At 55.4% G+C, this 25,966-nt stretch carries 26 protein-coding genes and 1 pseudogene; 18 read left to right on the top strand and 9 right to left on the bottom strand.

Annotated elements, in window-relative coordinates:
- Positions 1-832: 832 nt before the first annotated feature.
- The 10 genes and pseudogenes from dnaA to AB4Y96_RS06810 all read left to right on the top strand — a co-directional run.
- Positions 833-2,281 (top strand): annotated as a pseudogene (dnaA, locus tag AB4Y96_RS06855) (chromosomal replication initiator protein DnaA); the annotation flags it as partial.
- Positions 2,282-2,466: 185 nt separating this feature from the next.
- Complete coding sequence (gene dnaN, locus AB4Y96_RS06850) at positions 2,467-3,585, top strand: DNA polymerase III subunit beta (protein WP_091878630.1); 1,119 nt, start codon at positions 2,467-2,469, stop codon at positions 3,583-3,585.
- 423 nt (positions 3,586-4,008) lie between these two features.
- Positions 4,009-5,175 (top strand): DNA replication/repair protein RecF, encoded by a 1,167-nt coding sequence (recF, locus tag AB4Y96_RS06845; RefSeq protein ID WP_441916370.1) that lies wholly within the window; start codon positions 4,009-4,011, stop codon positions 5,173-5,175.
- Positions 5,176-5,300: 125 nt separating this feature from the next.
- Positions 5,301-6,005: a glutathione S-transferase N-terminal domain-containing protein gene (locus AB4Y96_RS06840; protein WP_441916369.1), complete on the top strand. Its 705-nt coding sequence runs from the start codon at positions 5,301-5,303 to the stop codon at positions 6,003-6,005.
- A 190-nt stretch (positions 6,006-6,195) separates the two neighbouring features.
- Positions 6,196-7,857 (top strand): L-lactate permease, encoded by a 1,662-nt coding sequence (locus AB4Y96_RS06835; RefSeq protein WP_441916411.1) that lies wholly within the window; start codon positions 6,196-6,198, stop codon positions 7,855-7,857.
- A 146-nt stretch (positions 7,858-8,003) separates the two neighbouring features.
- The gene (locus AB4Y96_RS06830) at positions 8,004-8,300 is read left to right on the top strand and encodes a DUF6958 family protein (RefSeq protein WP_091878634.1); all 297 of its coding nucleotides are present in this window, start codon (positions 8,004-8,006) and stop codon (positions 8,298-8,300) included.
- A gap of 179 nt (positions 8,301-8,479) precedes the next feature.
- Positions 8,480-8,794, top strand: a complete 315-nt coding sequence (gene sugE, locus AB4Y96_RS06825) for a quaternary ammonium compound efflux SMR transporter SugE (RefSeq protein ID WP_091880098.1) — start codon at positions 8,480-8,482, stop codon at positions 8,792-8,794.
- A 48-nt stretch (positions 8,795-8,842) separates the two neighbouring features.
- Positions 8,843-9,625: a molybdopterin-synthase adenylyltransferase MoeB gene (locus AB4Y96_RS06820; protein ID WP_441916368.1), complete on the top strand. Its 783-nt coding sequence runs from the start codon at positions 8,843-8,845 to the stop codon at positions 9,623-9,625.
- Between the two features lie 9 nt (positions 9,626-9,634).
- Positions 9,635-10,888, top strand: a complete 1,254-nt coding sequence (locus AB4Y96_RS06815) for an aconitase X (RefSeq protein ID WP_441916367.1) — start codon at positions 9,635-9,637, stop codon at positions 10,886-10,888.
- A complete protein-coding gene (locus AB4Y96_RS06810) occupies positions 10,885-11,298 on the top strand; it encodes an aconitase X swivel domain-containing protein (protein WP_441916366.1) in 414 nt (137 codons plus the stop codon). Before AB4Y96_RS06815 ends, AB4Y96_RS06810 begins: the two co-directional genes overlap by 4 nt.
- Before the next feature lie 198 nt (positions 11,299-11,496).
- Here AB4Y96_RS06810 and AB4Y96_RS06805 read toward each other — a convergent pair whose 3' ends face one another.
- Positions 11,497-12,498 (bottom strand): 2-hydroxyacid dehydrogenase, encoded by a 1,002-nt coding sequence (locus tag AB4Y96_RS06805; RefSeq protein WP_091880099.1) that lies wholly within the window; start codon positions 12,496-12,498, stop codon positions 11,497-11,499.
- Positions 12,499-12,683: 185 nt separating this feature from the next.
- Here AB4Y96_RS06805 and AB4Y96_RS06800 point away from each other — a divergent pair, with 185 nt between their 5' ends.
- A complete protein-coding gene (locus AB4Y96_RS06800; protein WP_441916365.1) occupies positions 12,684-13,244 on the top strand; it encodes an SH3 domain-containing protein in 561 nt (186 codons plus the stop codon).
- A gap of 2 nt (positions 13,245-13,246) precedes the next feature.
- Here AB4Y96_RS06800 and AB4Y96_RS06795 read toward each other — a convergent pair whose 3' ends face one another.
- A complete protein-coding gene (locus tag AB4Y96_RS06795; RefSeq protein ID WP_441916364.1) occupies positions 13,247-14,146 on the bottom strand; it encodes a DMT family transporter in 900 nt (299 codons plus the stop codon).
- Positions 14,147-14,256: 110 nt separating this feature from the next.
- On the opposite strand from AB4Y96_RS06795, the gene AB4Y96_RS06790 reads away from it, so the two are divergent.
- On the top strand, positions 14,257-15,126 hold the full coding sequence (locus AB4Y96_RS06790) for a LysR family transcriptional regulator (RefSeq protein WP_441916363.1): 870 nt from the start codon (positions 14,257-14,259) through the stop codon (positions 15,124-15,126).
- Between the two features lie 12 nt (positions 15,127-15,138).
- Here AB4Y96_RS06790 and irrA read toward each other — a convergent pair whose 3' ends face one another.
- Entirely contained in the window at positions 15,139-15,570 is a 432-nt protein-coding gene (gene irrA, locus AB4Y96_RS06785; protein WP_091878642.1) for an iron response transcriptional regulator IrrA, read from the bottom strand.
- 223 nt (positions 15,571-15,793) lie between these two features.
- Here irrA and fabA point away from each other — a divergent pair, with 223 nt between their 5' ends.
- The 4 genes from fabA to AB4Y96_RS06765 all read left to right on the top strand — a co-directional run bounded on the left by fabA (position 15,794) and on the right by AB4Y96_RS06765 (position 18,860).
- Positions 15,794-16,309: a 3-hydroxyacyl-[acyl-carrier-protein] dehydratase FabA gene (gene fabA, locus AB4Y96_RS06780; RefSeq protein ID WP_091878644.1), complete on the top strand. Its 516-nt coding sequence runs from the start codon at positions 15,794-15,796 to the stop codon at positions 16,307-16,309.
- Positions 16,310-16,341: 32 nt separating this feature from the next.
- The gene (gene fabB, locus AB4Y96_RS06775; RefSeq protein WP_441916362.1) at positions 16,342-17,571 is read left to right on the top strand and encodes a beta-ketoacyl-ACP synthase I; all 1,230 of its coding nucleotides are present in this window, start codon (positions 16,342-16,344) and stop codon (positions 17,569-17,571) included.
- A gap of 11 nt (positions 17,572-17,582) precedes the next feature.
- A complete protein-coding gene (fabI, locus tag AB4Y96_RS06770; protein WP_441916361.1) occupies positions 17,583-18,398 on the top strand; it encodes an enoyl-ACP reductase FabI in 816 nt (271 codons plus the stop codon).
- A gap of 108 nt (positions 18,399-18,506) precedes the next feature.
- Positions 18,507-18,860 (top strand): hypothetical protein, encoded by a 354-nt coding sequence (locus tag AB4Y96_RS06765; RefSeq protein WP_441916360.1) that lies wholly within the window; start codon positions 18,507-18,509, stop codon positions 18,858-18,860.
- Between the two features lie 14 nt (positions 18,861-18,874).
- Here the strand turns inward: AB4Y96_RS06765 and AB4Y96_RS06760 are convergent, their stop codons facing one another.
- The 4 genes from AB4Y96_RS06760 to AB4Y96_RS06745 form a co-directional block, all read right to left on the bottom strand.
- Positions 18,875-19,894 (bottom strand): class I SAM-dependent methyltransferase, encoded by a 1,020-nt coding sequence (locus tag AB4Y96_RS06760; RefSeq protein WP_441916359.1) that lies wholly within the window; start codon positions 19,892-19,894, stop codon positions 18,875-18,877.
- A gap of 114 nt (positions 19,895-20,008) precedes the next feature.
- Positions 20,009-22,153 (bottom strand): polyribonucleotide nucleotidyltransferase, encoded by a 2,145-nt coding sequence (pnp, locus tag AB4Y96_RS06755; protein WP_441916358.1) that lies wholly within the window; start codon positions 22,151-22,153, stop codon positions 20,009-20,011.
- A 218-nt stretch (positions 22,154-22,371) separates the two neighbouring features.
- Positions 22,372-22,731: a 30S ribosomal protein S15 gene (gene rpsO / locus AB4Y96_RS06750; protein WP_441916410.1), complete on the bottom strand. Its 360-nt coding sequence runs from the start codon at positions 22,729-22,731 to the stop codon at positions 22,372-22,374.
- A complete protein-coding gene (locus AB4Y96_RS06745) occupies positions 22,625-22,960 on the bottom strand; it encodes a hypothetical protein (protein ID WP_441916357.1) in 336 nt (111 codons plus the stop codon). The genes rpsO and AB4Y96_RS06745 overlap by 107 nt, the downstream gene beginning before the upstream one ends.
- On the opposite strand from AB4Y96_RS06745, the gene AB4Y96_RS06740 reads away from it, so the two are divergent.
- Complete coding sequence (locus tag AB4Y96_RS06740) at positions 22,950-23,717, top strand: class I SAM-dependent methyltransferase (RefSeq protein ID WP_441916356.1); 768 nt, start codon at positions 22,950-22,952, stop codon at positions 23,715-23,717. The two genes, AB4Y96_RS06745 and AB4Y96_RS06740, sit on opposite strands and share 11 nt — an antisense overlap.
- Before the next feature lie 41 nt (positions 23,718-23,758).
- Complete coding sequence (locus AB4Y96_RS06735) at positions 23,759-24,106, top strand: gamma-glutamylcyclotransferase family protein (RefSeq protein ID WP_441916355.1); 348 nt, start codon at positions 23,759-23,761, stop codon at positions 24,104-24,106.
- A gap of 413 nt (positions 24,107-24,519) precedes the next feature.
- On the opposite strand, the gene truB is transcribed toward AB4Y96_RS06735, so the two are convergent.
- Complete coding sequence (truB, locus tag AB4Y96_RS06730) at positions 24,520-25,494, bottom strand: tRNA pseudouridine(55) synthase TruB (protein WP_441916354.1); 975 nt, start codon at positions 25,492-25,494, stop codon at positions 24,520-24,522.
- Positions 25,494-25,961, bottom strand: a complete 468-nt coding sequence (gene rbfA, locus AB4Y96_RS06725) for a 30S ribosome-binding factor RbfA (protein ID WP_091878658.1) — start codon at positions 25,959-25,961, stop codon at positions 25,494-25,496. Before rbfA ends, truB begins: the two co-directional genes overlap by 1 nt.
- Positions 25,962-25,966: the final 5 nt, after the last annotated feature.

The raw sequence follows: 25,966 nt of genomic DNA, 5'->3' as shown, positions 1-25,966 counted from the left end.
AAGAGTTTCATACAAAAAGCGACAATCATCATTTCTTGTTTAATATCAATGACTTACAGAAGGTAGTCATTGTATGCCGACCCCAGCCGGGAGAATCTGCCACCCCAGCCACTGTCAAGCGATAATTTAATATTTTTTTTTGATCGCGTGAGTCTGCGGTGCAGCAAAATCCGCATTCCAAAAAAGGCTTTGAATCCGAAGGCTTTTTCCCGGCTGAACCGGGAGTCGTTAAAAAAAACGTAAAAGCGTTAACCTTTTATTTACTAAAAAAGCGTCGTGCCTGCCCTTGCCCTCACCGCAAAGGTTTTTGTAAGGTCCAGACATCGAAGGGGTGGGCAAAAACCCATTTAACAGGCTTATAAATTTAGTGGGTTCGGACGCAGATTTTTTGTTTGCGTAACGAGTAAGTTTTGTCGGTATTCAGGTTTTATACGGGCCTGGGTCGTTTCAGAAAAGAAGCAAGTTGGCGGCGCTGGCATCAGCCGGGCGTGAGTCTTTTTGCGCCTAAGTTGAGAAGGAAATGGACGTGGCAGTTTTTAGAATTTCAGTGCGAGATTGTTCTGATCTGTATTACGCGTCCTTGACCCTGTCCAACCATTAGCTTCAGGAGAGTGGGAGCCGATCATAGGGGTGATCGGTTTTTCAGGACTGCCAACCGGTCTCAGACCGGTCCACATGAGAACACGGGCACAATAAAGCCCGAACAGATAAATATCAGGATGAGGCGATGACAATGACCAGCGGAATAATGGAAAACGGCACGAATGCAGCCATGGTACCGCTCCATATGGATGAAGGGAAAAACATGTCGGCCGGMAACGAGGGCGAAATGATTTTCGAGAGGGTCAAGACCAAGCTCAAGGCCAAACTCGGAAACGAAGTTTACTCCAGCTGGTTTGGTCGTCTGAAACTGGATGAAACGTCGAAGAGCATCGTTCGCCTTTCCGTGCCAACCGCATTTCTCCGTTCCTGGATCAACAACCACTACTCCGACATGATCAACACGCTGTGGCGTGAAGAGGACGAACAGGTTCTCAAGGTCGAGATCGTATTCCGTAGCGCCAGCCGTGCCTGCCGTCCTTCGCTGGAAGCAGAGCCAGCATTGCGTGCCGACCCTCGTGCCATTACCCGTGACAAGCCAGTTTTCCCTGTCGGCAGCACATCGCAGGACAAGAAGGCACCGGCACATTTCGCTGACCGCGCGACGGATCGTCCAGGACAGAACTCTGTCTTCGGTTCGCCGCTGGACCCTCGCTATACATTCGAGACATTTGTTGATGGTACGCCGAACCGCGTTGCCCTCGCTGCTGCGCGCACCATCGCTGATGCAGGTGCCAGCGCCGTCCGTTTCAACCCGCTGTTCATCCATGCCTCTGTGGGTCTCGGCAAGACACACCTTTTGCAGGCAATTGCTGCTGATGCATTGAAGCGCTCGGAACGCGCCCGTGTGGTTTATCTCACAGCTGAATATTTCATGTGGCGTTTTGCAACCGCTATCCGCGACAACAACGCGTTGTCGTTCAAGGAACAGCTACGCGATATCGACCTTCTGATTATCGATGACATGCAGTTCCTGCAGGGCAAGTCGATCCAGCATGAATTCTGCCATCTGATCAACACCTTGCTCGACAGTGCCAAGCAGGTTGTTGTGGCCGCCGACCGTCCGCCGTCAGAACTGGAATCGCTTGATGCGCGTGTACGTTCGCGCCTGCAGGGTGGTGTAGCTCTTGAAATGATCTCCCCTGATTATGGAATGCGTCTGGAAATTCTCAAGCGCCGTCTGGTTTCAGCTCAGCACGAAGACCAGTCGCTTGATATTTCGCCCGAGATTCTCGATCACGTTGCCCAGTCCGTTACGGGAAGCGGCCGCGAACTCGAAGGCGCGTTCAACCAGCTTCTGTTCCGTCAGACGTTCGAGCCCAACCTTTCCGTAGACCGGGTCGATGAGTTGCTGAGCCATTTGATGCGCGGCGGCGAAGCCAAGCGCATCCGCATCGAAGAAATCCAGCGCATTGTTGCCCGCCACTACAACGTGTCCAAGCAGGACCTTCTGTCCAACCGTCGTACACGCACCATCGTGAAGCCACGCCAGATTGCCATGTATCTTGCCAAGATGCTTACACCGCGTTCGCTGCCGGAAATCGGCCGGCGCTTTGGCGGCCGTGATCACACCACAGTTCTGCATGCGGTGCGCAAGATCGAGGATATTGTCGGCAAGGACCAGAAACTGTCGCAGGAACTTGAACTCCTCAAGCGCCTGATCAACGATCAGGCCCAGTAAGCCACCACACCACTTATCAACAGAAAGCCTGTGGTATGGTACGTTGATGCCAGCCGCAGGCTTGCTTTTTATGGTGACTTTCTGCCAATTTGCTTGACCTTGGGGGAACTTCACCCTCTCGCCAGAAAAAGCGCCGCAGGCCCCTAAAGGCTTTGGGTCGAAAAAGACAGTGAGACCGGTTTATCATGCGTGTAACTCTTGAACGTTCCAATCTTCTGAAGTCGCTCAACCATGTCCATCGCGTGGTGGAACGGCGTAACACCATTCCGATTCTTTCGAACGTTCTTTTGCAGGCCGAGGGTGCAAGTCTTGCCCTCAAAGCGACCGACCTTGATCTTGAAGTAACCGAAGCCACGGCAGCCCAGATCGAACAATCTGGCGCGACCACTGTACCCGCACATCTGCTTTATGACATTGTGCGCAAGCTGCCTGATGGTGCGGAAGTCATGCTGGCGACCAACACCGACGGCAATTCGATGACTGTGACCTCTGGCCGGTCAAACTTCCGCCTGCAGTGCCTCCCGCAATCGGATTTTCCCGAGCTAACGGCGGGCTCCTTCACTCACACATTCCGCATTACCTCGACAGCGCTGAAAAGCCTGATCGAGCGGACCCAGTTCGCCATCTCCACTGAAGAAACCCGCTATTATCTCAATGGCATTTACTTCCATGCCATTGAAAGCGAGGGTTCCCTGAAACTGCGCGCTGTCGCCACGGACGGACATCGTCTGGCGCGCGCGGAACTCGAAGCGCCGTCAGGTGCCGAAGGCATGCCCGGCATTATTATCCCGCGTAAGACTGTCGCCGAGTTGCAGAAGCTGGTCGATGATCCGGATGTCGCGGTCACAATCGAATTGTCAGACACAAAAATCCGCTTCACCATTGGCTCGGTGGTTCTCACCTCCAAGCTGATTGATGGCACATTCCCTGACTATCAGCGCGTCATTCCATCCGGCAATGACAAGAAGCTGACCATCGACCGCCAGAGTTTCGCCTCCGCTGTTGATCGCGTTTCGACCATTTCGAGCGAGCGTGGCCGCGCGGTCAAACTGACCATTGCCGACGGGCAGCTGACCTTGACCGTGAACAACCCGGATTCGGGCAGCGCTACGGACGAGCTTGCCGCTGATTACGACTCCGATCCCATCGAGATTGGTTTCAACGCCAAATATCTCCTTGATATCACAGCCCAGCTTTCCGGCTCCGAGGCGATTTTCATGCTGGCTGATGCGGGTTCGCCAACATTGGTGCGTGATACGGGCGATGCGAATGCGCTCTATGTGCTCATGCCAATGCGGGTTTAACGCTGGCTGACGAACGTTTCTGACGCTGGAGTTGCTAGCCCTCCTCCGCAGTGTAGGGGTAAGAGATGGGGTTCGTGGTTCGTGGTTCGACAAGCTCACCATGAGGGAGAGTGTGGATGAAAGGGGGTCAAGTTCTGGACCCTTTATGATCCGCGATCTTTGTGATCTGCAACCTTTGCGATTAGCGTTGCATCACCTCTCTCCCTCATGGTGAGCTTGTCGAACCACGAACCACGCACCCTGCAACACCAACCACGCTCTGAACCCCGACAAACATCATCAATAGCGCAGTGGGAGAATGAACAATGCAATGTCATATGATTTCTTTCATCAACGCGACTGTTCACTGATGCCAACGCTTTCCTCCCTCCAATCAGGACGTTCCCCACATTGGGGGAGAGTAAAGAGCGGCAGTACATCAGCATGACAAACGACTTCCCTTCTCCCGAAGCTGGCAAACCGGCCCGCGTTTCGATCAGCCGGTTGAAGCTCGCTCATTTCCGCAATTATGAAAACCTGTCGCTACGGCTTGGGCCCTCGCATGTGGTGCTGACGGGTGAAAACGGTTCGGGCAAGACCAATCTGCTTGAGGCGATTTCGTTCCTCTCACCGGGCCGCGGGTTGCGCCGCGCCACCTATACGGATGTTACCCGCAATGATGCGCCTGATGGTTTTGCCATCCACGCGGCTATCGAAACGGAGGACGGCTCCGTCGACGTTGGTACCGGGCTTGCCGGCAATGCCCCGGGGGATACGGCACGGCGTGTGCGTATCAATGGCGTGACTGCATCGAGCGCCGATGACCTTTTGGAATATTCCCGCATTCTCTGGCTGGTGCCGTCCATGGATGGGCTCTTCACCGGTCCTGCTGGTGATCGCAGGCGTTTTCTTGACCGTATGGTGCTTGCCATTGATCCGGCGCATGGCCGCCGCGTTCTCGACTATGAGAAAGCCATGCGCAGCCGTAACCGCCTGCTGACGGAAGAGCGCAGCAACAGCGCCTGGCTTGATGCTATCGAGACCCCTATGGCGGAGCTTGGCATTGCCATTGCAGCGGCCCGAGCCGAGCTTATGCGCCTGATCAACGGCATGATCGAGCGATTGCCCGACGACAGTCCCTTCCCGAAAGCTGACTGCATCCTCAACGGCGAACTGGAAGCCCGCATTGGCATCGAATCGGCCACCGATGTGGAAGAAACCTTTCGCCGCGCACTGCATGACGGGCGCAGCCGTGATCGGGCAGCGGGGCGAACACTTGATGGACCGCATCGATCCGATCTGCTGGTGCGGCACCGGCCCAAGGGCATGCCCGCTGAACTTTGCTCGACGGGCGAGCAAAAAGCCCTGCTCATTGGCCTTATCCTGTCACATGCGCGGCTAACAGGCGAACTGGCAGGCATGGCGCCCATCCTTCTGCTGGACGAGATCGCCGCCCATCTTGACGAGGGTCGCCGGGCGGCACTTTTCGACATTATCGAAGAGCTTGGCGGTCAGGCCTTCATGACCGGCACCGACCGGGCGCTGTTTTCAAGTCTCGCCGGTCGCGCCCAGTTTTTCGACGTGGCTCACGGAGAAGTGCATGCCGGTTAGCACAGACCATGGAAAGTCTGTCTGTCACCGTGTTAGCATGTCCTGGAATCGAAATCTTCTGCAGCAACCCCCATCAAACAAAGCTTCTACGGCCCTCGGCCACTTGATCCAACAAAGGAATCCCTATGTCTGATCTTTCGTCCTTCCCAATCACCCAACGCTGGCCAGCCCAGCACCCTGAGCTTCTTCAGCTCTATTCCCTGCCAACACCGAACGGCGTGAAAGTGTCGATCATGCTGGAAGAGCTTGGTCTGCCCTACGAGGTTCATCTCATCGACATCGGAAAGAACGAAAGCTGGACACCGGAATTCCTGTCGCTCAACCCGAATGGCAAAATTCCTGCGATCATCGACCCGGATGGTCCTGATGGTAAGCCGCTGGCACTGTTCGAATCCGGCGCGATCCTGCTTTACCTCGCCGAAAAGACCGGCAAATTCCTGCCTTCTGATCCAGCGCGCCGCTACCAGACAATTCAGTGGGTGTTTTTCCAGATGGCCGCAATTGGCCCGATGTTCGGTCAGGTTGGCTTTTTCCATAAGTTTGCCGGTCGTGAGATCGAGGACAAGCGCCCGCTTGAACGTTACCAGAATGAATCCAAGCGATTGCTTGGCGTGCTTGAAACGCGTCTGGAAGGCCGCCAGTGGATCATGGACGATGAATACACTATCGCCGATATCGCCACGCTTGGCTGGGTGCGCAATCTGGTGGGCTTCTATGGCGCGGGCGATCTTGTTGACTATGCCAGCCTGAAGAACGTTCCGGCATGGCTGGAACGTGGTCTTGCACGTCCGGCAGTACAGCGCGGCCTGGATATTCCCAAGCGCCTCTAGACGCTTTTAATCAGTCATTCCTGTTGAAAAGCCAGTGAATGCCGCCATTTCGGCGGCGTTTGCTTTTTGTCCGGTTGCATTCTCCTTCGAACGCCGCACAAATAGAGCGATCTGACACATATACTAGAGTACCGGACGATTGTTCGAGGTATTCGGATCGTCGCGGTGCTCCATGATGGGGGGCATTATGATGTGGAATCAGGTCTATAATCCGTTTGGCAATTCCGTTCTTTCAACACTGGCAGCAGCGATACCTGTTGTCGTGCTCTTGGCGATGATCGCATCCAACAAGGTCAAGGTGCACATCGCGGCAATCATTGCGCTGATTGTCGCCAATCTCATTGCAATTTTTGTGTTCACCATGCCAGCGGATATGTCGATCCGGGCATCGCTGCTTGGCGTCATCACCGGCTTTTTTCCCATCGGGTGGATCGTCCTCAACGTCATCTTTCTCTACCGGCTCACGGTGGAGAAAGGCGTGTTCGAAACGCTGCAAAACACCATTGGCGGCGTAACGCGCGACCGGCGTCTGCAAATCCTGCTGATTGCCTTTTCCTTTGGTGCGTTCTTCGAAGGTGCCTCGGGTTTCGGAACGCCTGTGGCAGTGACTGCCGCGATCCTCATCGGCCTTGGCTTTTCGCCGCTGGCGGCATCCGGGCTTTCGCTGATCGCCAATACGGCGCCGGTGGCCTATGGTGCTCTGGGCACACCCATTGCCGGGCTTTCCAGCGTCACCGGCATTGATCCTTTCCTGCTTGGCGCCATGGTTGGCCGCCAGCTACCGTTCTTCTCGCTGATCGTGCCGTTCTGGGTTGTCTGGGCCTTTGCCGGATATAAGGGCATGAAAGAGGTCTGGCCGGCAATTCTCGTTACCGGCGTTTCCTTTGCGGTACCGCAGTTTCTCATCTCGAACTTTATCAATCCATGGATCGTTGATATCGGTGCATCGCTGATCTCCATGGCCTGTCTCATCGGCTTCCTGCGCATATGGCAGCCAAAAGTCATATGGACATCCGCCGCATTGCGCACCCGCGATGATTCCGCCTCACAAGTTCCGCCGGTGAAGACAACGAAGACCACACCAACCCGGGCAGAAGTCTGGGCTTCAATGACCCCGTGGATCATTGTCTGCGCTGTGCTTCTGCTCTGGGGCACCGACTGGTTCAAGAATACAGTCAATCCATGGGCGACCTTGAGCTACAGCGTTCCCGGCCTTAACAACCTGATTATGAAAGTAGCGCCCATCGCCGCACAGCCAACGCCTGAGAAAGCGGTCTTTGCCTTTACGTGGCTGTCCTATACGGGTTCAGGCATGCTGATTGCGGCTGTTATTTCCGGGCTTGTCATGGGCTACAAGCCTATAGAAATGTTGAAGGTATATGGGCGCACGATCAAACTGTGCTCCTATTCCCTCATCACCATTTCAGCCATGCTGGCCATTGGAACGCTGACGCGCCTTTCGGGCATTGATGCCACCCTCGGGCTCGCTTTCGCCGCCACGGGTGTGCTCTACCCGTTCTTCGGCACATTGCTGGGCTGGCTGGGTGTTGCCCTGACGGGATCGGACACCGCTTCCAATGTGCTCTTCGGCAATCTGCAGAAAATCACGTCCGAACAGCTTGGTCTCTCGCCGATCCTGATGGGCGCCGCCAACTCATCGGGTGGTGTCATGGGCAAGATGATCGACGCGCAGTCCATCGTCGTCGCTTCGACAGCCACCAACTGGTACGGGCATGAAGGGACGATCCTGCGCTTCGTCTTCAAGCACTCGATCATCCTTGCCTGTCTCGTCGGCGTGCTTGTGATGCTTCAGGCCTACGTCTTTACCTGGATGATCGTTACGCCACCTTGAGCGTAATCACCAGCTAACAGACGTCGCGGCTTCCGTTGGCCGCGATTGGTTTGAGCTATTTTCGTACGGCTGTCGGTTTTTAACCCGCCTATACGTCCTATTGAGCAACGCCCGGTGTGGGGCGGACGTCAGAAGGAAAGAATGAAATGCCCCAGTCACAGAAAGTGCAGGTAGAGAACGTCAACCATCCCGGCAACAAACAGCGCCTTGATCAGGCTAAGTACGATGCCATGAAAGAAGCATATCTGCAGGTCCTGCCAGCAGCAACGCCCGGCCTGACCGTGGCTGAAATTCGTGAACGTCTGACTGATGTATTGTCACAGGAGCAATTTCCCGGCGGTGCCAAAGCTGGATGGTGGGCAAAGGCTGTCCAGCTCGATCTTGAAGCCAAAGGCGTGGTGAAACGGGAAAAGACCAGCCCGATAAGGCTGTATCTCGCCTGAATGGACGCAATTCCATTCATTATCCTTGATGTTAAACACCAAAATTACTCAGCCTTTCAGCCCTTGCCTGCGCATTCGCCCCAGCCTAGATAGAGCCATGGAGGACGCCCTCCACGCGGCATGATTTGCAGCGGATGAACACAGCCGGGACGGCCCGCATATGGAAAAGGATGGTCGTCATGGCCTGGATTTATCTCGTTATCGCAGGACTGTTTGAAATTGGCTGGGCTATCGGGCTCAAATATACGGATGGGTTTACCCGTCTGACGCCTTCGGTACTGACCGGGGCAAGCATGGTTATCAGTGTTGTGATTCTTGGGCTTGCCTTGCGTGAATTGCCCGTGGGCAGTGCCTATGCGGTGTGGACCGGCATTGGTACGGTTGGAACTGCCCTACTCGGCATGTATCTCTTCGGTGAACCGGCAACGGTGATCCGTCTTGTCTGTATCGGCCTGATTGTATCCGGTATTGCCGGTTTGAAATTTCTCGCCTGATACAAATCGGATGCTGCCTTCAGGCTCAATCTTGTTCTAAAGTAAGCCATGACCGAACCTGAAAACCCAGCGTTTACCTCAGCTGAACTTGAGCGCTATGCCCGCCACATCATCCTTGCGGAGATCGGCGGGCCTGGCCAGCAAAAGCTCAAACGCGCCCGTGTGCTTGTCGTGGGCGCTGGTGGGCTTGGCGCACCGGTGCTGCAATATTTGGCAGCCGCCGGTGTCGGCACGCTCGGCATTGTCGATGATGACCGGGTTTCGCTGTCCAATCTGCAACGGCAGGTCATCCACGATACGGACCTTGTCGGTTCAGCCAAGGTGGAAAGCGCTGCCCGGGCCATTGCTGCGATCAACCCACACGTAGTGGTTGAGGCGCATGAAACACGGGTTGCATCCGACAATGTTTCAGATCTCATCAGCCGCTATCACATCGTCGTTGATGGTTCGGATAATTTTGACACACGTTATCTGCTGGCAGATGCCTGTGCAGCAGGAAAACGCCCGCTGGTTTCAGCAGCGCTTGGGCGCTTCGATGGTTCTTTGACGACGCTCAAACCCTATGAGGAGAACGCCAAGGGCGAGCAAAATCCATCCTATCGCGATCTCTTTCCTTCACCGCCGCCAGCGGGACTTGTGCCTGCCTGCGCTGAAGCGGGCGTTCTCGGCGTGTTGCCGGGTGTGATCGGCAGTCTGCAGGCAACGGAGGTCATCAAGCTGATTACCGGTGTGGGTGAACCGCTCATCGGCAAGCTGCTGCTTTACGATGCTTTGAGTTCGCGGTTCGAGACGATCAAATACAGAGCAAGTGCGGCCGGGGCCGCGGCGTGAGCGTGATCCATGCCGCTTGAGCTGACACCGGAGCAGCAGGCTATCGCCAGCGGCGCGCGTGGTGAAGGCGCGGCGATGGCCATGCGCATTGTGGCCGCAACGGCCCGGCTGATGGGCGCGCCCTCTCTCATCCCCATTGCATCCGCCCACATTGATGGCGCTCTCTATCACGGCGATTCCGGCACGCTGTTTGCCGAGAAACTGGCGGAAGGCGGAGCGAAGGTTGCCGTGCGGGCGACACTCAATGTCGGCTCGCTTGACTTGACCGGCTGCTCCAAAAACAGGCTTGAGCCGCATGAACGCGGCATGGCGCGGCGCATGATGGATGCCTACCGGACGCTGGGCTGCGAGCCGACATGGACCTGTGCGCCCTATCAGGCGGGCCATCGCCCGGCTCTTGGCAGTGATGTTGCCTGGGGCGAGTCCAATGCAGTGGTTTTCTGCAATTCCGTTCTGGGTGCGCGCACCAACCGTTATGGTGATTTTCTCGATATCGCCTGCGCGATATCAGGTTATGCCCCCTATTATGGATTTCACCAGCCGGAAAACCGCCGGGCCAAAATCATATTTGATGTCTCCGGTCTTGAAGTCAGCTTTCTTGATTCAGAAGTAGCATGGCCGATTCTCGGCAGCCTGTTCGGGCGGGAAGTTGGAGATTCTGTCGGCGTTGTCGCCGGTATCGACCATCATCCCGGAGAAGATGCATTGAAAGCCTTTGGTGCAGCCTCGGCATCAGCGGGTGCAGTCGGGCTGTTTCATGTGGCGGGTGTCACGCCTGAAGCGCCCGATCTTGCCACAGCATTGCACCATCAGACACCTGAAGTGGTGATCAAGGTGACCGGCGATATGATCAAAGAATCACGCCGCAGACTGTCGACCGTGGCAGATGCGCAAACCATCAATGCGGTAGCGATTGGCAGCCCGCATCTTTCCCGCACTGAATTTGATCGTCTGGAGGCACTGATCGCCGGGCGTCGCCTGAGCGTGCCACTCTATGCCTGCAGCGGCCGCCACGCGCTCGCTACACTGGAGAGCAGCGGCAAGCGTCAGACACTGGAGAAAAGCGGCGTCATCATCGTTGCCGATACCTGCGTCGTCGTTACGCCTATCCTGCCTGCTATCGACAATGCGGTGCTGATGACCAATTCGGGCAAATTTGCGCATTACGCACCGGGGAATACGGGGTATGGAGTCATTTACGGTTCCATGGCCGAATGCGTGGAAAGTGCCGTAACCGGGCGTCCGATGTTTGGTGCCGCATGACACAGCTCCAGACAGAGATCCTCGTGAAGGGAAAGCCAGCAAAGGCCGAAGCCTTGGTGCTGACGGCCCCGATCAGTTTCTGGGGCGGGGTTAATCCTAAAACAGGGCTGATCGCCGACGTGCGCCACCCGCAGCATGGCGTAGCGATCACTGGAAAAGTATTGTGCATTCCGGGAACCATCGGTTCTTCATCCGCCGCCGCCGTGCTTCTGGAACTTGTCTACGCAGGCCTCGCGCCCGCAGCGATCATCCTGCATGAACCGGATGCCATACTTCTGCTTGGGCTGATCGTTGCGCAGGAGATGGATCATGTAACGCCAATGGCGTTGAAGCTTGATCGCGAGGCGTTTGGGTGTCTGTCCCACAAGATTTTGCAGATAGATGCAGGTGGGTTGATTACAGTGCAGTAGCGCTGTCTGCAGGTTCGTGGTTCGTGGTTCGTGGTTCGACAAGCTCACCATGAGGGAGAGTGTGGATGCAAGGCTAATCGCCAACTTTGTAGATCACGAGGGTTACAGAACATGGCTCCCCTCATCCTGAGCCTGTCGAAGGGCCTCATGGGTGTTTTGTCGAACCACGAACCACCCCACAATCCCGATAAAAATCAGCTAAACCCTATTCGGCAAAACCCGATCAGGCGGGCGGTGGCCATCAATGAAGGTTCGGATGTTGATGATCACCTTCTCGCCCATATCGATGCGTCCTTCCAGCGTGGCGGAGCCCATGTGCGGCAGGATGACGACTTTGCCCGCCTTGGCGAGTTTGCGCAGCTTGGAATTGACGGCTGGCTCGTGCTCAAACACATCAAGCGCCGCGCCGGAGAGTTTTCCAGTTTCCAGCTGGGCAATAAGCGCCTGTTCATCAATGATCTGGCCGCGAGCCGTGTTGACGATAAAGGCTGATGGTTGCATCAGCGCCAGCCGCCGTGCCGACAGCAAATGGAACGTCGCTGGAGTAGACGGGCAATTGACCGAGATGATGTCCATACGGGCCAGCATCTGATCGAGACTGTCCCAATAGGTAGCCTCCAGTTCAGCTTCCGTTTTGGGGCTGACGGGCTTGCGGTTGTGATAATGGATCGACAGGCCGAAAGCCTTGGCGCGGCGGGCAACGGCTGTACCGATGCGGCCCATGCCGACAATACCGAGGCGCTTGCCCCAGATGCGGCGGCCGAGCATCCAGGTCGGGCCCCAGCCCTCCCATTTGCCATCATCGAGAAGAATGGACGCGCCTTCCACCAGCCGGCGCGGCACGGCCAGCATCAGCGCCATGGTCATGTCAGCGGTGTCTTCACTCAGGACATTGGGCGTATTGGTAACAGTGATGCCGCGTTTTGCAGCGGCGGGGACATCGATATTATCGACGCCATTACCGAAATTGGCGATGAGCTTGAGATTGGGACCGGCAGCATTGATGATCTCCTCATCGATACGGTCGGTGACAGTCGGCACGAGAACATTGGCTTGCTGGACGGCTTCAATCAGTTCCGCCTTCGACAATCGCCGGTCATCGACATTCAATCTGGATTCGAAAAGTTCACGCATGCGCGTCTCAACGGAATCGGGCAACTTTCGGGTGATGACGACCAGAGGCTTTTTGCTAACCAATATTCCCCTCCCTTTTTCCGATGGTATTGAGACCTCTTTAACCAAACCATTGCAAACTGCAATCGCTCTTGAGCTCCGCTTCCTGTCTATCAAGGCGGCGCATCAAAGACAAAGAAAAATAGGGATCGTTTCTCGTTCAACCGCATAATCGCCGGAAAAGAGCAGGGAATGATGAAGGACTGGTTTTGTTGGGCATCTTATTTATTCGTTCTTTCGCACTGACTGCAGGCATTGCATCGGCCTTTTTACTGGCCGCGCCTGCCGCGATACCGGGCTTTGCAACGGCGCAAGCCGCGGAACAGGTGGGGCCGAGCGGCCTGCCTTTGCCGCGTTTTGTCAGCCTGAAACCCGGCCGCGTCAATTTGCGCGTGGGTCCCGGACGTGATTATGCCGTGACGTGGCTGTTCCTGAAATCCGGGCTGCCGGTTGAAATCGTGCAGGAATATGACAATTGGCGGCGCATTCGCGATTCTGAAGGGACAGAAGGCTGGGTCTATCAGTCCCTGCTCTCAGGCAAGCGCACGGCCATGACCGCACCATGGCAGCGCGACAAGGACAACGTCATGCTGAATGTCTATCGCAGCGCCGATGACAAGGCGAATGTTGTGGCGCAGGTACAACCCGGCGTTCTGGCAACTCTCAAAAATTGCAATGGTGACTGGTGCCGGCTGGTGTTCAGCGGTGCCAGCGGCTGGATGCGCCAATCGGATATTTGGGGCGCTTATCCCGGCGAGAAATTCGATAATTAGATTTATACGATCTCGCGCCCACGTCGATTTTGCGACCGCTGGAACATAAGAATCGCCGAGATCACAATGAGAACGCCGACAACGGTGAATCCCGTCACGACGGTGCCAAAAATAATATAATCAAAAACCATGGTAAAAATCGGCACCAGATAGAACAAAACACCTACCTTGCTCGCGGCTTCATTGGAAAGCATATGAAAGAGCAGGAGAACAGCGCCGACGGACACAACGCACACCATCCACGCCACGCAAAAGGCGAATTGAGCCGTCCACACCACATTCCATCCCTGAAAAGCAATAATGATCAGGAAGACAATGGAAGCGGCAGTGTATTGATAAATCGCTGACGCGATCGGATGGATGTTCAAATGCTTTTGATACACAGAGCCCATCGTGATCGCGAGAACCGATGCAAAAGCAAAGACAATGCCGCCCAGACTTATGGCGCTTACATCCTTGGCACCGTAAACGACCAGACTAAGCCCCGCAAAACCGACGGCAAGCGACAGATATCCCCTGATGCCAATAACTTCCCGCGCAAAAATGGGCGTGAGGATGGGTTGAAGACCCAGAATGATTGCCAGAGTACCCGGCGCCAAATGATGGTCAATCGATAGAAAGAAGAAGCTCTGATAGGCCACCTGCAGCAACAGCCCGGCGACCATGGATTTCAATATATGCTTTTTGGAAACGGAGAGCGTTTCACGTATTTCCTTTGGAAACAGAACGCTGCCTGCAACTATAATCACCAACAGCGCGCCGCAGGCCCGCAATGCGAGGAACGACCAGACAGAGCCGTTCTCAAGACCGAGTTTTACAAATATCGCTCCGCTGCTCCACATGAGCAAAAACAGCACGGGAGCAACCTTGACGAGATTTCGCACAGACAGCTCGATTTCCATTGTTTTGAACGATACCCGGCATAATATTCATTCAGAATTGCCCGTAAAATTAGAAATAACGATCTCCTCAATCACAAAATATGATTGCCTCCTTATGCAGGATTTGACGAATGGATCTGGATACCTCGCAGTTGCGCGCCTTCGTAACAGTGGCTGAGTTGAGAAGTTTTTCGCGCGCGTCATTGCAACTCAATCGCGTTCAATCTGCCGTCAGTCAGCTTATCCAGCGGTTCGAGGCGAACATAAGCGCGAAGCTCTTTGTGCGGGAGCGTGGCAGGATCAGTTTGACAGCAGAGGGAGAAGCACTCCTGCCCTATGCGATAAAGATGCTTGCAATCAACGATGAAGCGGCTGGAATGCTGCGCCGTTCGCAGCCAACTGACTGTTTGCGAATTGGAACATCGGACACCTATGCGGCGTGTTTTCTTCCCCCAATACTCGCCGTGTGCAGAGAGGCTAATTCGAATCTTCAGATCGAGTTGCATTGTGGCTACAGCGAAAAAATCTGGGGTGATTTTGCCTGTGGTGATTTGGATGTGGTTCTCACACAGAGTTGCCCGGCTGACATCATCTCCGAAACGCTTCACATAGAGCCGCTGCAATGGGTTTGTTCCAAGGCAAGCGATGTCCATATGGCAAATCCCGTGCCGCTGGCCCTGTTTACCAGAGGTTGTGCTGATCGGGATTTGGCCGTGAAAACCTTGGCAAAAGCAAAGAAGGATTATGCGATCTGCTATCAGAGCACCAGCCAAGCTGGAATATTGGCAGCGGTATCATCGGGCACGGTGGTATCTGCAATGGCGGCCAGCACACAAACGTCGTCGTTCAAGTCTCTTGATGAATCCGACGGATACCCTGCTTTGGGAAATCTTGAGATATCCCTCGCCTATCACGATCATCGCGATGACAGCGCAACGTCGCTCTTCGCAAATGTCGCAAGGTACTATTTCAAGACGCTGCCCAAAAGGACACACGCCTAAACATCAAATCAATCAGCCGCGCTTTTTGCGCAGGCGGATGATGATGTCCACGTTGACGATTTCCATGCCTTCAGGCACCGGAGGAAGGCTGCCGACCATGGCGGAGCCATCGGGAATATCGATCACTTCGTTTTCGCCTTCGACGAAAAAGTGGTGATGATCGGAAACATTGGTGTCGAAATAGGTCTTTGCGCCTTCGACAGCCAGAATGCGCAGCATTCCCGCCTGGGTGAACTGGTGCAGGGTGTTATACACAGTTGCCAGCGAAACCGGCACATTGGCGCCCAGCGCCTCTTCATGCAGTTCTTCCGCCGAAAGGTGACGATCACCCTTGGCAAAGATCAGGCTGGCAAGCGCAATACGCTGACGGGTAGGACGCAAACCCGCAAAGCGCAGGCGCTCTTGCAAGGGTACGTCGGCATCAATCTCATAAGAAATATGCATGGCCCGTCTGCCACTCCGTTAAATGATATCAAAAGTCTCACCATAGACTGTTGTCTATCGTGTTACATCATTGATATATGCCGTCTTGCGAAATCGATCAATAGGCTGCAATTCAGCCATTCCGTTAGGGATAAGCCAACAGACCGTTTTCAGCAAGAAACACTCTGTGATAGGGTCCGCCCGCGCAAAAGCGCCAGCATTGAAGCAATTGATGGGAGACAGAATGCCAGAACAGAAATCAAGCTACGGGTATGAAGAGCTTCTTGCTTGTGCCCGCGGAGAGATGTTCGGCCAGGGCAATGCCCAGTTGCCAGCGCCACCCATGCTGATGTTCGATCGCATTACCGAGATTTCCGAGACCGGCGGCGAAAACGGCAAGGGCTATATCCGCGCCGAATTCGACATCAAGCCAGACCTCTGGTTCTTTCCCTGCCACTTCATCGGCGATCCTGTCATGCCGGGTTGCCTTGGCCTTGACGCCATGTGGCAGATGACCGGCTTCTATCTGGGCTGGCTGGGCGAGCCCGGAAAGGGCCGCGCCCTGTCGACAGGCGAGGTGAAATTTACCGGTATGGTCACACCAAAGACCAAACTTGTTGAATATGGTATCGACTTCAAGCGTGTCATGCGCGGACGGCTGGTGCTTGGCATTGCGGACGGCTGGTTAAAAGCCGATGGCGAAACTATCTATAAGGCAACTGACCTGCGGGTTGGCCTGTTCAAGGAAAGCGCGGCCTGATAGGGCAGCGCAATACCTTCAAGGAGATCGCGATGCGGCGAGTGGTTGTGACGGGGATGGGTATCGTATCCTCTATCGGAAATAATGTGCAGGAGGTGCTGGAATCCCTGCGTGCAGCGAAATCGGGCATTGTCTTCGCCGAAGACTATGCAAAATACGGTTTCCGCAGTCAGGTGCACGGCGCTCCCACGCTTGATCCGACAACGTTGATCGACCGCCGCGCACTGCGGTTCCACGGTGGTGGAACAGCCTGGAACCATGTGGCCATGGATCAGGCCATCGCCGATGCTGGTCTTGATGAGAGCCAGATTTCCAACGAACGTACCGGCATCATTATGGGTTCGGGCGGTTCATCCACCCGCACGATCGTGGAAGCTGCCGATAAAACCCGCGAATCGGGTTCGTCCAAGAAGGTCGGCCCCTTTGCTGTGCCGAAAGCCATGTCTTCAACCGCTTCGGCAACACTTGCCACATGGTTCAAGATCAAGGGCGTCAATTATTCCATCTCGTCGGCCTGCGCGACCTCCAATCACTGCGTCGGCAATGCTTACGAGATGATCGCTTACGGCAAGCAGGACATGATGTTTGCCGGTGGCTGCGAAGATCTCGACTGGACCCTCTCTGTGCTTTTCGACGGCATGGGTGCCATGTCATCCAAGTTCAATGACCGGCCTGCGGTTGCATCGCGCGCTTATGACAAGAATCGCGATGGTTTTGTCATCTCCGGCGGTGCTGGAGTGCTGGTTCTGGAAGAACTGGAACACGCCAAGGCTCGCGGTGCCAAGATTTATGGCGAGATTGTCGGTTACGGCGTCACCTCAGATGGTGCTGACATGGTTGCACCGAGCGGCGAAGGGGCTGCCCGCTGCATGCGCATGGCAATCGAGAACGTGAAGGGCAAGGTGGATTACATCAACCCGCATGCCACATCGACGCCCGTTGGCGATCTCAAGGAGATCGAGGCGATTCGCGAAGTGTTTGGCACGACGGAAGCCGGTTGCCCGCCAATTTCGGCGACTAAATCGCTGACCGGCCACTCGCAGGGTGCCACTGGCGTGCACGAATCAATCTATTCGCTTTTGATGATGAACCACAATTTCATCGCTGAAAGCGCCAATATCGAAGAACTCGATCCGGCATTCGAGGACATGCCTATTGTGCGCAAGCGGATCGACAATGCCAAACTGGATACGGTTCTGACCAACTCCTTCGGATTTGGTGGCACCAATGCAACGCTGGTATTCCAGCGGTTCCAGGGTTGAGAGGGAAGAATATGGGTGAACTGATGAAAGGCAAACGCGGTCTCATTATGGGGGTCGCGAACAGCCATTCCATTGCCTGGGGAATTGCCAAGGAACTGGCCGATAATGGTGCCGAGCTTGCCTTCACCTATCAGGGTGACGCATTCGGCAAGCGCGTTGCGCCGCTGGCTGAACAGCTGGGCTCAAAACTGCTGCTGGCCTGCGATGTCGAGGATATTGCGACTGTCGATGCGGTGTTTGAAACTTTGGAAAAGGAATGGGGCACAATCGATTTCGTTGTGCATGCCATCGGCTTTTCCGACAAATCACAGCTCAAGGGCCGCTATGCGGATGTGACCACACGCGATAATTTCAGCCGCACAATGGTGATCTCTGCCTATTCCTTCACGGAAGTGGCGCAGCGCGCCGCAAAGCTGATGAAAAATGGCGGCTCAATCCTGACGCTGACCTATGGCGGTTCGACCCGCGTCATGCCGAACTACAATGTCATGGGTGTGGCAAAGGCGGCTCTGGAAGCCATGGTGCGCTACCTTGCGGCGGATTATGGTCCGGAAGGCATCCGCGTCAATGCGATCTCCGCTGGCCCTGTGCRCACGCTTGCCGGTGCAGGCATTGGCGATGCACGCGCCATGTTCTCCTACCAGAAGCGCAATGCACCATTGCGCCGGACTGTTGATATTGAAGATGTCGGCCGTTCTGCTCTCTATCTTCTGTCAGATCTTGCGAGCGGTGTAACTGGTGAAATCCATTATGTGGATTCGGGCTACAACATCGTATCGATGCCAACGCTTGAAGAATTGAAGAAATCCGACGACGGCAAGGAATAAATCCTCCTGCCAGAACTGACAGTAGTCCCGCAAAGCCAGGCTTGGTTTTGCGGGATTTTTGTTGAAAGTGGGCCTCCCTTTTTCGTCAGGAATGTCAGGAGAACCACCATGCGCCTCGTTGAAACACTCATTTACAGCCTGCGCCCGGGAACAGGTGCCGAGTTTCATAAGCTGGTGCGCGAAGAAAGCCTGCCGATACACAATGCTGTCGATATGGACATTGTTGACTTCGGCCAGTCGGAACACCACCCCGATGCCTATTACCTCGTGCGCGCCTATGACAATCTTGATCATCTGAACAGTTCGCAGCAGGCGCTCTATTCCAGCGATATATGGCGCAAGGGACCACGCCCCGCCATTCTCGAACGCATCGTCGTCAGCCTCAAAACCATGGCGTGGATGAGCGAGGCGGCCATTGAGGAAACCCGGCTCTGCGGTGTCCGAAGACGAGCGGTGAACTAGGGTCTGGACTCTGATTATTTCTTCGCTTCGATGATCTTGTAACCGGCCACGTCCTCTATCGGCAGAACCGAGCGGAACAGCGACTTCAGGCTTGCCTCGTATGGCATCTGGCGGTTGGCGACCAGCAGCAGCTTGCCGCCGGGCTTCATGCGCTTGGCGGCGGCGGCGATGAACCCCTGCCCCATGTTTGGATCGGCACTGCGACCCGCGTGGAAAGGCGGGTTCATGACGATGGTATCGTAAATCTCGGTGATGGTTTCGCCGTTCACATCATGCCAGTGGAATGACAGCGGCAATTCCGTTGATCCGGCAAGGTTCTGCTTTGCCGCTTCCAGTGCTTCAAAATCCGCTTCATAGAGCGCCAGTGATTTAAGCTTTTCAGGATGCTTCAGCACTTCGCTGGCAAGATAACCCCAGCCTGCACCAAAATCCGCCGTATGGCCGCTTATACGTCCGGCAAAATGCTTCACCAGCAGAGCAGAACCCTTGTCGATGGCGGTATGGGAGAACATGCCGGGGGCCGTGGTGAAACGCTCTTCCACGCGCGTCGGTTCGGCGACAAGCGCCTGCACCTGTGTATCGTCGATAGTCTCGGGGCGGGTGAACCAGAACGCCACCGCATGGTTCTTGGACAGACGGTCCGCAACCGGTGCAAATTTCTCGACTGTCTTGCGGAAACTGTCGATGCCGAGTTTCTTGTCGCCGCCAACCACAATCAGACCGCCGGCATCCACATGGCGCAGAGCCTGTGCCAGCCATGCTTCATTGCGCCCACGATGCTTGCCGAGCAGGATCAGCGCGCCGTTGAAGCGTTCGCTGCCTTCCAGACGCGAAACAGCCTTGAAGCCTGCCTTTTGCAAAGCGAGATAATCGGGCCTGAACGGCTGGAGGGCTGTCAGGGCAGCTTTCCACGCGGGATTGATGTCGCGGTCCACCTCGGCGCCAAGGAAGAGCCATGCGCTATCAGCACCGGGGAGCGGCAATATCTTGTCTTCAAAGGGCAGAAAAAGCGTCTTGAGTGCGCCGTTGGCCATGGCAGTGTCCATTCATCAATAGGTCAATCTAGGGCGAAATTGCCAGACAAGGAAATCCCGCCAAGAAAAAAGCGCGCCACAGGGGCGCGCTTTCATCACGTCAAAGCGAGATGCTTATTCAGCGTCTTCTTCAGCCTGCTTCTTTTCCTGAAGGATTTCCTTGCCGGTTTCCTGATCGACAACCTTCATCGACAGGCGAACCTTGCCACGTTCGTCAAAGCCCATGAGCTTGACCCAGACCTTCTGGCCTTCCTTGACCACATCGGAGGTCTTGGCAACGCGCTCGGAAGCGAGCTGGGAAATATGGACCAGACCATCGCGCGGGCCGAAGAAATTGACGAATGCGCCGAAGTCGGCAGTCTTGACGACTGTGCCTTCGTAGATTTCGCCGACTTCAGGCTCAGCAACGATCGAATGAATCCACTTGCGGGCAGCTTCGATTTCCTTGGCAGAAGAGGACGCGATCTTGACCGTGCCATCGTCTTCAATGTTGATCTTCGCGCCCGTCTTTTCGACGATTTCACGAATGACCTTGCCGCCGGAACCGATAACGTCACGGATCTTGTCGGTCGGAATGCTCATGACTTCGATGCGCGGAGCAAATTCGCCAAGTTCCGAACGGCCTTCCGTGATGGCTTTCGCCATTTCAGTCAGGATGTGCAGACGGCCATCTTTTGCCTGACCCAGAGCAACCTTCATGATCTCTTCGGTGATACCGTCGATCTTGATGTCCATCTGGAGCGCTGTGATACCGTTCTCAGTACCGGCAACCTTGAAATCCATGTCGCCGAGATGATCTTCATCGCCGAGGATGTCGGAAAGAACAGCGAAACGCTCATCTTCCTTGATCAGGCCCATGGCAATACCAGCAACTGGACGGAGCAGCGGAACGCCGGCATCCATCAGAGCAAGCGATGTGCCGCAAACGGTAGCCATTGACGACGAACCATTGGATTCGGTTATTTCCGAAACCGTGCGCAGCGTGTAGGGGAACTGTTCCTTGGCAGGCAGAACCGGATGGATAGCGCGCCAAGCGAGCTTGCCATGACCGATTTCGCGGCGACCGGGCGAACCCATGCGACCTGTTTCACCGACCGAATAAGGCGGGAAATTGTAGTGAAGCAGGAAGGTTTCTTTGTACATGCCAGTCAGCGAGTCGACATACTGCTCGTCTTCGCCGGTGCCGAGCGTTGCAACAACGATTGCCTGTGTTTCACCGCGGGTGAACAGGGCCGAACCGTGGGTGCGTGGCAGAAGGCCAACTTCCGATACGATTGCACGAACTGTCGACAGATCACGGCCATCAATACGGCTGCCAGTGTCAAGAATGTTCCAGCGAACGATCTTCGCCTGAACCGACTTGAACACGGTTGCGATCTGCTCGGAGGAGAATTCCGGCTCTTCAACGCCTTCCGGGAAGAAATGTGCCTTGACCTTGGCCTTGGCAGCATCAACCGCAATGTAACGCTTCTGCTTGTCAGTGATCTTGTAGGCAGCGCGCAGGTCAGCTTCGGAAACCTTGAGAACCGCAGCTTCAACAGCGGAAAGGTCTTCCGCGTGGAAATCGCGTGGCTCTTTGGCCGCAACTTCAGCAAGCTTGATGATCGCATCGATCACCGGCTGGAAGCTCTTGTGACCGAACATAACGGCGCCGAGCATGACGTCTTCAGCCAATTCCTTGGCTTCCGACTCAACCATCAGAACAGCGTCGCCTGTACCGGCAACAACAAGATCGAGGCTCGACTCAACCATTTCGTCAACGGTCGGGTTCAGTCTGTATTCGCCGCCGATGTAGCCGACGCGTGCGCCGCCGATCGGGCCCATGAAGGGAACGCCGGAGAGTGTCAGCGCTGCTGAAGCACCAATGAGCGAAACGATATCAGGGTTGTTTTCGAGATCGTGCTGGATAACGGTCAGAACAACCTGTGTGTCGTTCTTGTAGCCATCAGCAAAGAGCGGGCGGATCGGGCGGTCGATGAGGCGGGAAACGAGTGTTTCGTTTTCGCTTGGACGGCCTTCGCGCTTGAAGTAGCCACCGGGGATCTTGCCGGCTGCGTAGGTCTTTTCCTGGTAGTTTACAGTCAGGGGGAAAAAGTCCTGACCTGCCTTTGGTTCCTTGGCGGAAACGACAGTGGCAAGAACCACGGTCTCGCCATAAGTGGCGAGAACTGCGCCGTCTGCCTGGCGGGCAATCTTGCCCGTTTCCAGAATGAGCGGACGACCGCCCCATTCGATTTCAACTTTGTGTTGATTAAACATACTGTGTCCTTGAGTGGAGACAAACGCGCATCCCTTTGGATAGCAGCGTTATTCTTCCGTTTCGTTTTGACCAATCACGGGCAAGACAACGTGCAACTCGCCTATCCGAGTTGCCTGCAATCCTGCCCCATGACGTGTCGCATGAGTCAGTGTTCACCCTGTTCGGAATGAACGAAACCGGCGGAGCGAATGAACGCAACCGCCGGTCTAATCCGTTATTAACGGCGCAGGCCGAGCTTTTCGATCAGCGTCTGGTAACGGCCCTGATCAACTTTCTTGAGATAATCAAGAAGGCTGCGGCGGGTCGAAACGAGCTTGAGCAGACCACGGCGGGAATGGTTATCCTTCTTGTGGTCCTTGAAATGTTCGGTCAGGTTAACAATGCGCTCTGTCAGGACAGCAACCTGGACTTCCGGAGAACCGGTGTCGCCTGTCTTTGTGCCATATTCAGTGATCAGTGCCTGCTTACGTTCAGCGGTAATCGACATCGTATATCCTTTCTTTTGAAGGGAAAAACGGGATGCCCACGGCCGGGATGTCGTCCAGCGGGGGCCGGTTAAAGCGGAGGCAATGCCTATCGCTGCGGGCCGTATAGTCGAAAATGTGACAAATTACCAGCCGCAAATGATTCGAGGGCTTTTCAGCAGTCGAACGTGGGGCAAAACGGTCATATTCATTTTGCCATCTTACAATAGAAATGAATTCCGGCATGAGCGTGGCAGGATCGCCTTTGCCTCGATTCCGCCTATCCTCGTTTCCATAATGTTTCTCCTCGCCACCAATCCGGAGTGAAATCATGAATACCATTCATCAGGCTGCCGCCGTCGGTTTTGCTGCAAAGGCGGATAGTTATGTGCGCGGCAGGCCGGACTACCCGCCTGCACTCGATGCGTGGTTGCATGATGAGCTTCATCTGACGGCGGGTAAGACCGTGGTTGATCTTGGAGCCGGAACCGGCAAATTCACCCTCCGACTCATCGCAACAGGCGCAACCGCCATTGCGGTCGAACCGGTGCCCGAAATGCTGCAGAAACTCTCAGAGAAACACCCTGATATCACAGCGATAGCGGGCACGGCGGAATCGATTCCCCTCGCCGACGCATCGGTTGATGCCGTTGTCTGTGCACAGGCGTTTCACTGGTTTGCGACGAAAGCGGCCCTCACTGAAATCCACCGCGTACTCAAGCCCGGCGGACATCTCGGGCTGATCTGGAACACGCGGGACGAGCGGCTTCCCTGGGTGGCAAGACTTGCCGATATCTTCAAGCCCTATGAGGGCGACACACCGCGCCATGGCAGTGGCGACTGGAAAAAACCTTTTCCCTTCAAAGGTTTCGGCGCTCTCAAGGAACAACACTTTCCCAATAGTCATATCGGGTCCCCGGAGGATGTCCTTGTCAATCGCGTGTTATCAACCAGCTTCATCGCGGCCTTGCCACCGGAAAAACAGGAACAAGTCGCCACTGATGTGCGGGCAATCATAGCGAGCGAACCATCGCTTTCAGGCAGGACAGAAGTGACGCTGCCCTATGACACGGCAGCCTACAGTTGCGTCAAGGAATGATGTCAGCCAATAAGGATAGAGAGCAAGGAGACTCGCGACGCATGAATGACGCCACCGCAATTCACCTCTTTTCCTACGGCACCTTGCAGCAGGAAGGCGTGCAATTGTCGTCCTTTGGCCGCCGTTTGGTTGGCTCGCCGGATGCGATGCCGGGCTTCAAGCAGTCGATGATCGAGATCACCGATCCTGATGTCATCCGTGCCAGCGGGAGCAATTTTCATCCCATAGTTGTGCCGAGTGGTGATAGCGGGGACGAGGTGGCTGGAACGGTTTTCCAGATAACAGAATCTGAGCTTGCGGCCGCCGATGCATACGAAGTCTCCGACTATAAACGCATCGAGGTGCGGTTGAAGTCGGGGATTGATGCCTGGGTTTATGTGAAAGCTTAGATTGGGTCTATATATGGTTCTGCGGGGTTTCACCCCCCTCTGTCCTGTCGGACATCTCCCCCACAAGGGGGGAGATCACATTGACACAAACGCTTTCGCGCAAATTGCAATGCTGAAGATTGGTGGAAATAGTATTGCCAGCTGATCTCCCCCCTTGTGGGGGAGATGTCCGACAGGACAGAGGGGGTGAAACTTGGCAACTCTATCCTGCAGGTACGTGGTTCGTGGTTCGACAAGCTCACCATGAGGGAGAGGGGTGATGCAAGGGAGCCATATTCTGCAACCTTTGCGCTGCAATATTTGTGATGTGAAATTTTGGCGCTTAGCGTTGCATCCTCACTCTCCCTCATGGTGAGCTTGTCGAACCACGAACCACGCAAAAATGGTATCGCTGGCGTAACCGCAGCTAACGCTCAGGCGTTAAAAACGCGCTTTGGCTTGAACTGGCCCTGTTCGATGAAACCGATAGCCAGAAGCTTGCCCTTGCTGGTCACACAGGCTTCATCAGCCTCAACAGGCGCATCGCGGCCGCGCAGGATCACTGGATTACCCATGCGGATGCGGTGGGCCTGATCATCGGAAAGAGCAACCTGAGGCAGGCTTTCCAGCGCAGCGCCGGTATCGATAAGAAACGCATCCATCACCGAAAAACGCGCTACGATGCTTTCATAGGAATTATCAGCGCCTTCATCATCCTCGGCGGGAACCGGCGGATGGGCAGCTTCCAGCTCTGCCAGGGTGACGAAATCCTGCTCGTCGAAGGGTGCAACTTCAATGCGGCGCAGATCAGAAATATGGCCGTAGCAGCCAAGGTCGCGCCCCATATCGCGCGCCAGCGAGCGTACATAGGTGCCTTTGCCACACTCGACCTCGAAAATCGCGGTCAATGCATCAGGCTGCCCGATCAGGTCAAGCCGGTCGATTTCCACTTCGCGGGAAGGAATTTCGACTTCCTCACCGCCCCGCGCCAGATCATAGGCACGTTCACCTGCAATCTTGATGGCTGAGAATTTTGGCGGCGTTTGCTGAATGACACCCGTATATTTGGGCAGGATGGCCGTAATCGCCGCCTTATCGGGACGGGTATCGGAGGTGACGGTGATCTCGCCTTCCATGTCATCGGTGGTGCGTTCCGCACCCCAGGTGACGGTGAAACGATATATCTTGGTTCCGTCCATCACGTAGGGAACGGTCTTTGTCGCCTCACCCAGCGCAATTGGCAGCATGCCGGATGCAAGCGGATCAAGCGTGCCCGCATGACCAGCCTTTTCAGCCTTGAACAGCCATTTGATTTTGGAGACGGCTTCGGTCGAGCCCATGCCCTTCGGCTTGTCGAAAATCAGCCAGCCGGATACCGGACGGCCCTTTTTCTTGCGCTGCCGTGCCATCAGTTATTACCGTCGCCGCCATGTCCCGGCACATCGCCGGGGTTTGGATCACCGCCGTCATCGTCATCATGATCGTCATGATTGTCGAGATCGCGGGTCACTTCAGGCTTGCGCAGCAGCGCATCAATCTTGGCGTAATTGTCGAAGCTCGTATCAATACGGAAGCGAAACTCCGGCATATATTTCATCTGCTTGAGGAAAACGCCCGCCCGTCCGCGAATGAATTTCGCATGCTGGTTCAAGGCGGCAATCACCGCATCACCATCCTTCGCGCCAATGGGCGAGACAAAGCAGGTGGCGATCTTCAAATCGTTGGACATGCGCACTTCTGAAATGGCAACGACGGCGTTTTCCAGTGTGTCGTCACGGACTTCACCGCGCTGGAGCACCTGAGAAACCGCATGGCGCACCTGTTCGCTGACGCGCAACTGGCGTTGAGAAGGGCCGGGTAGAGCAGAACGAGGCATAATAA

Source organism: Phyllobacterium sp. TAF24 (genome assembly GCF_052113785.1).
In the GTDB taxonomy this organism is placed as follows: Bacteria; Pseudomonadota; Alphaproteobacteria; order Rhizobiales; family Rhizobiaceae; genus Phyllobacterium.
The sequence above is the reverse complement of the archived record's forward strand: the minus strand, read 5'-3'. Positions and strand labels throughout refer to the sequence as shown.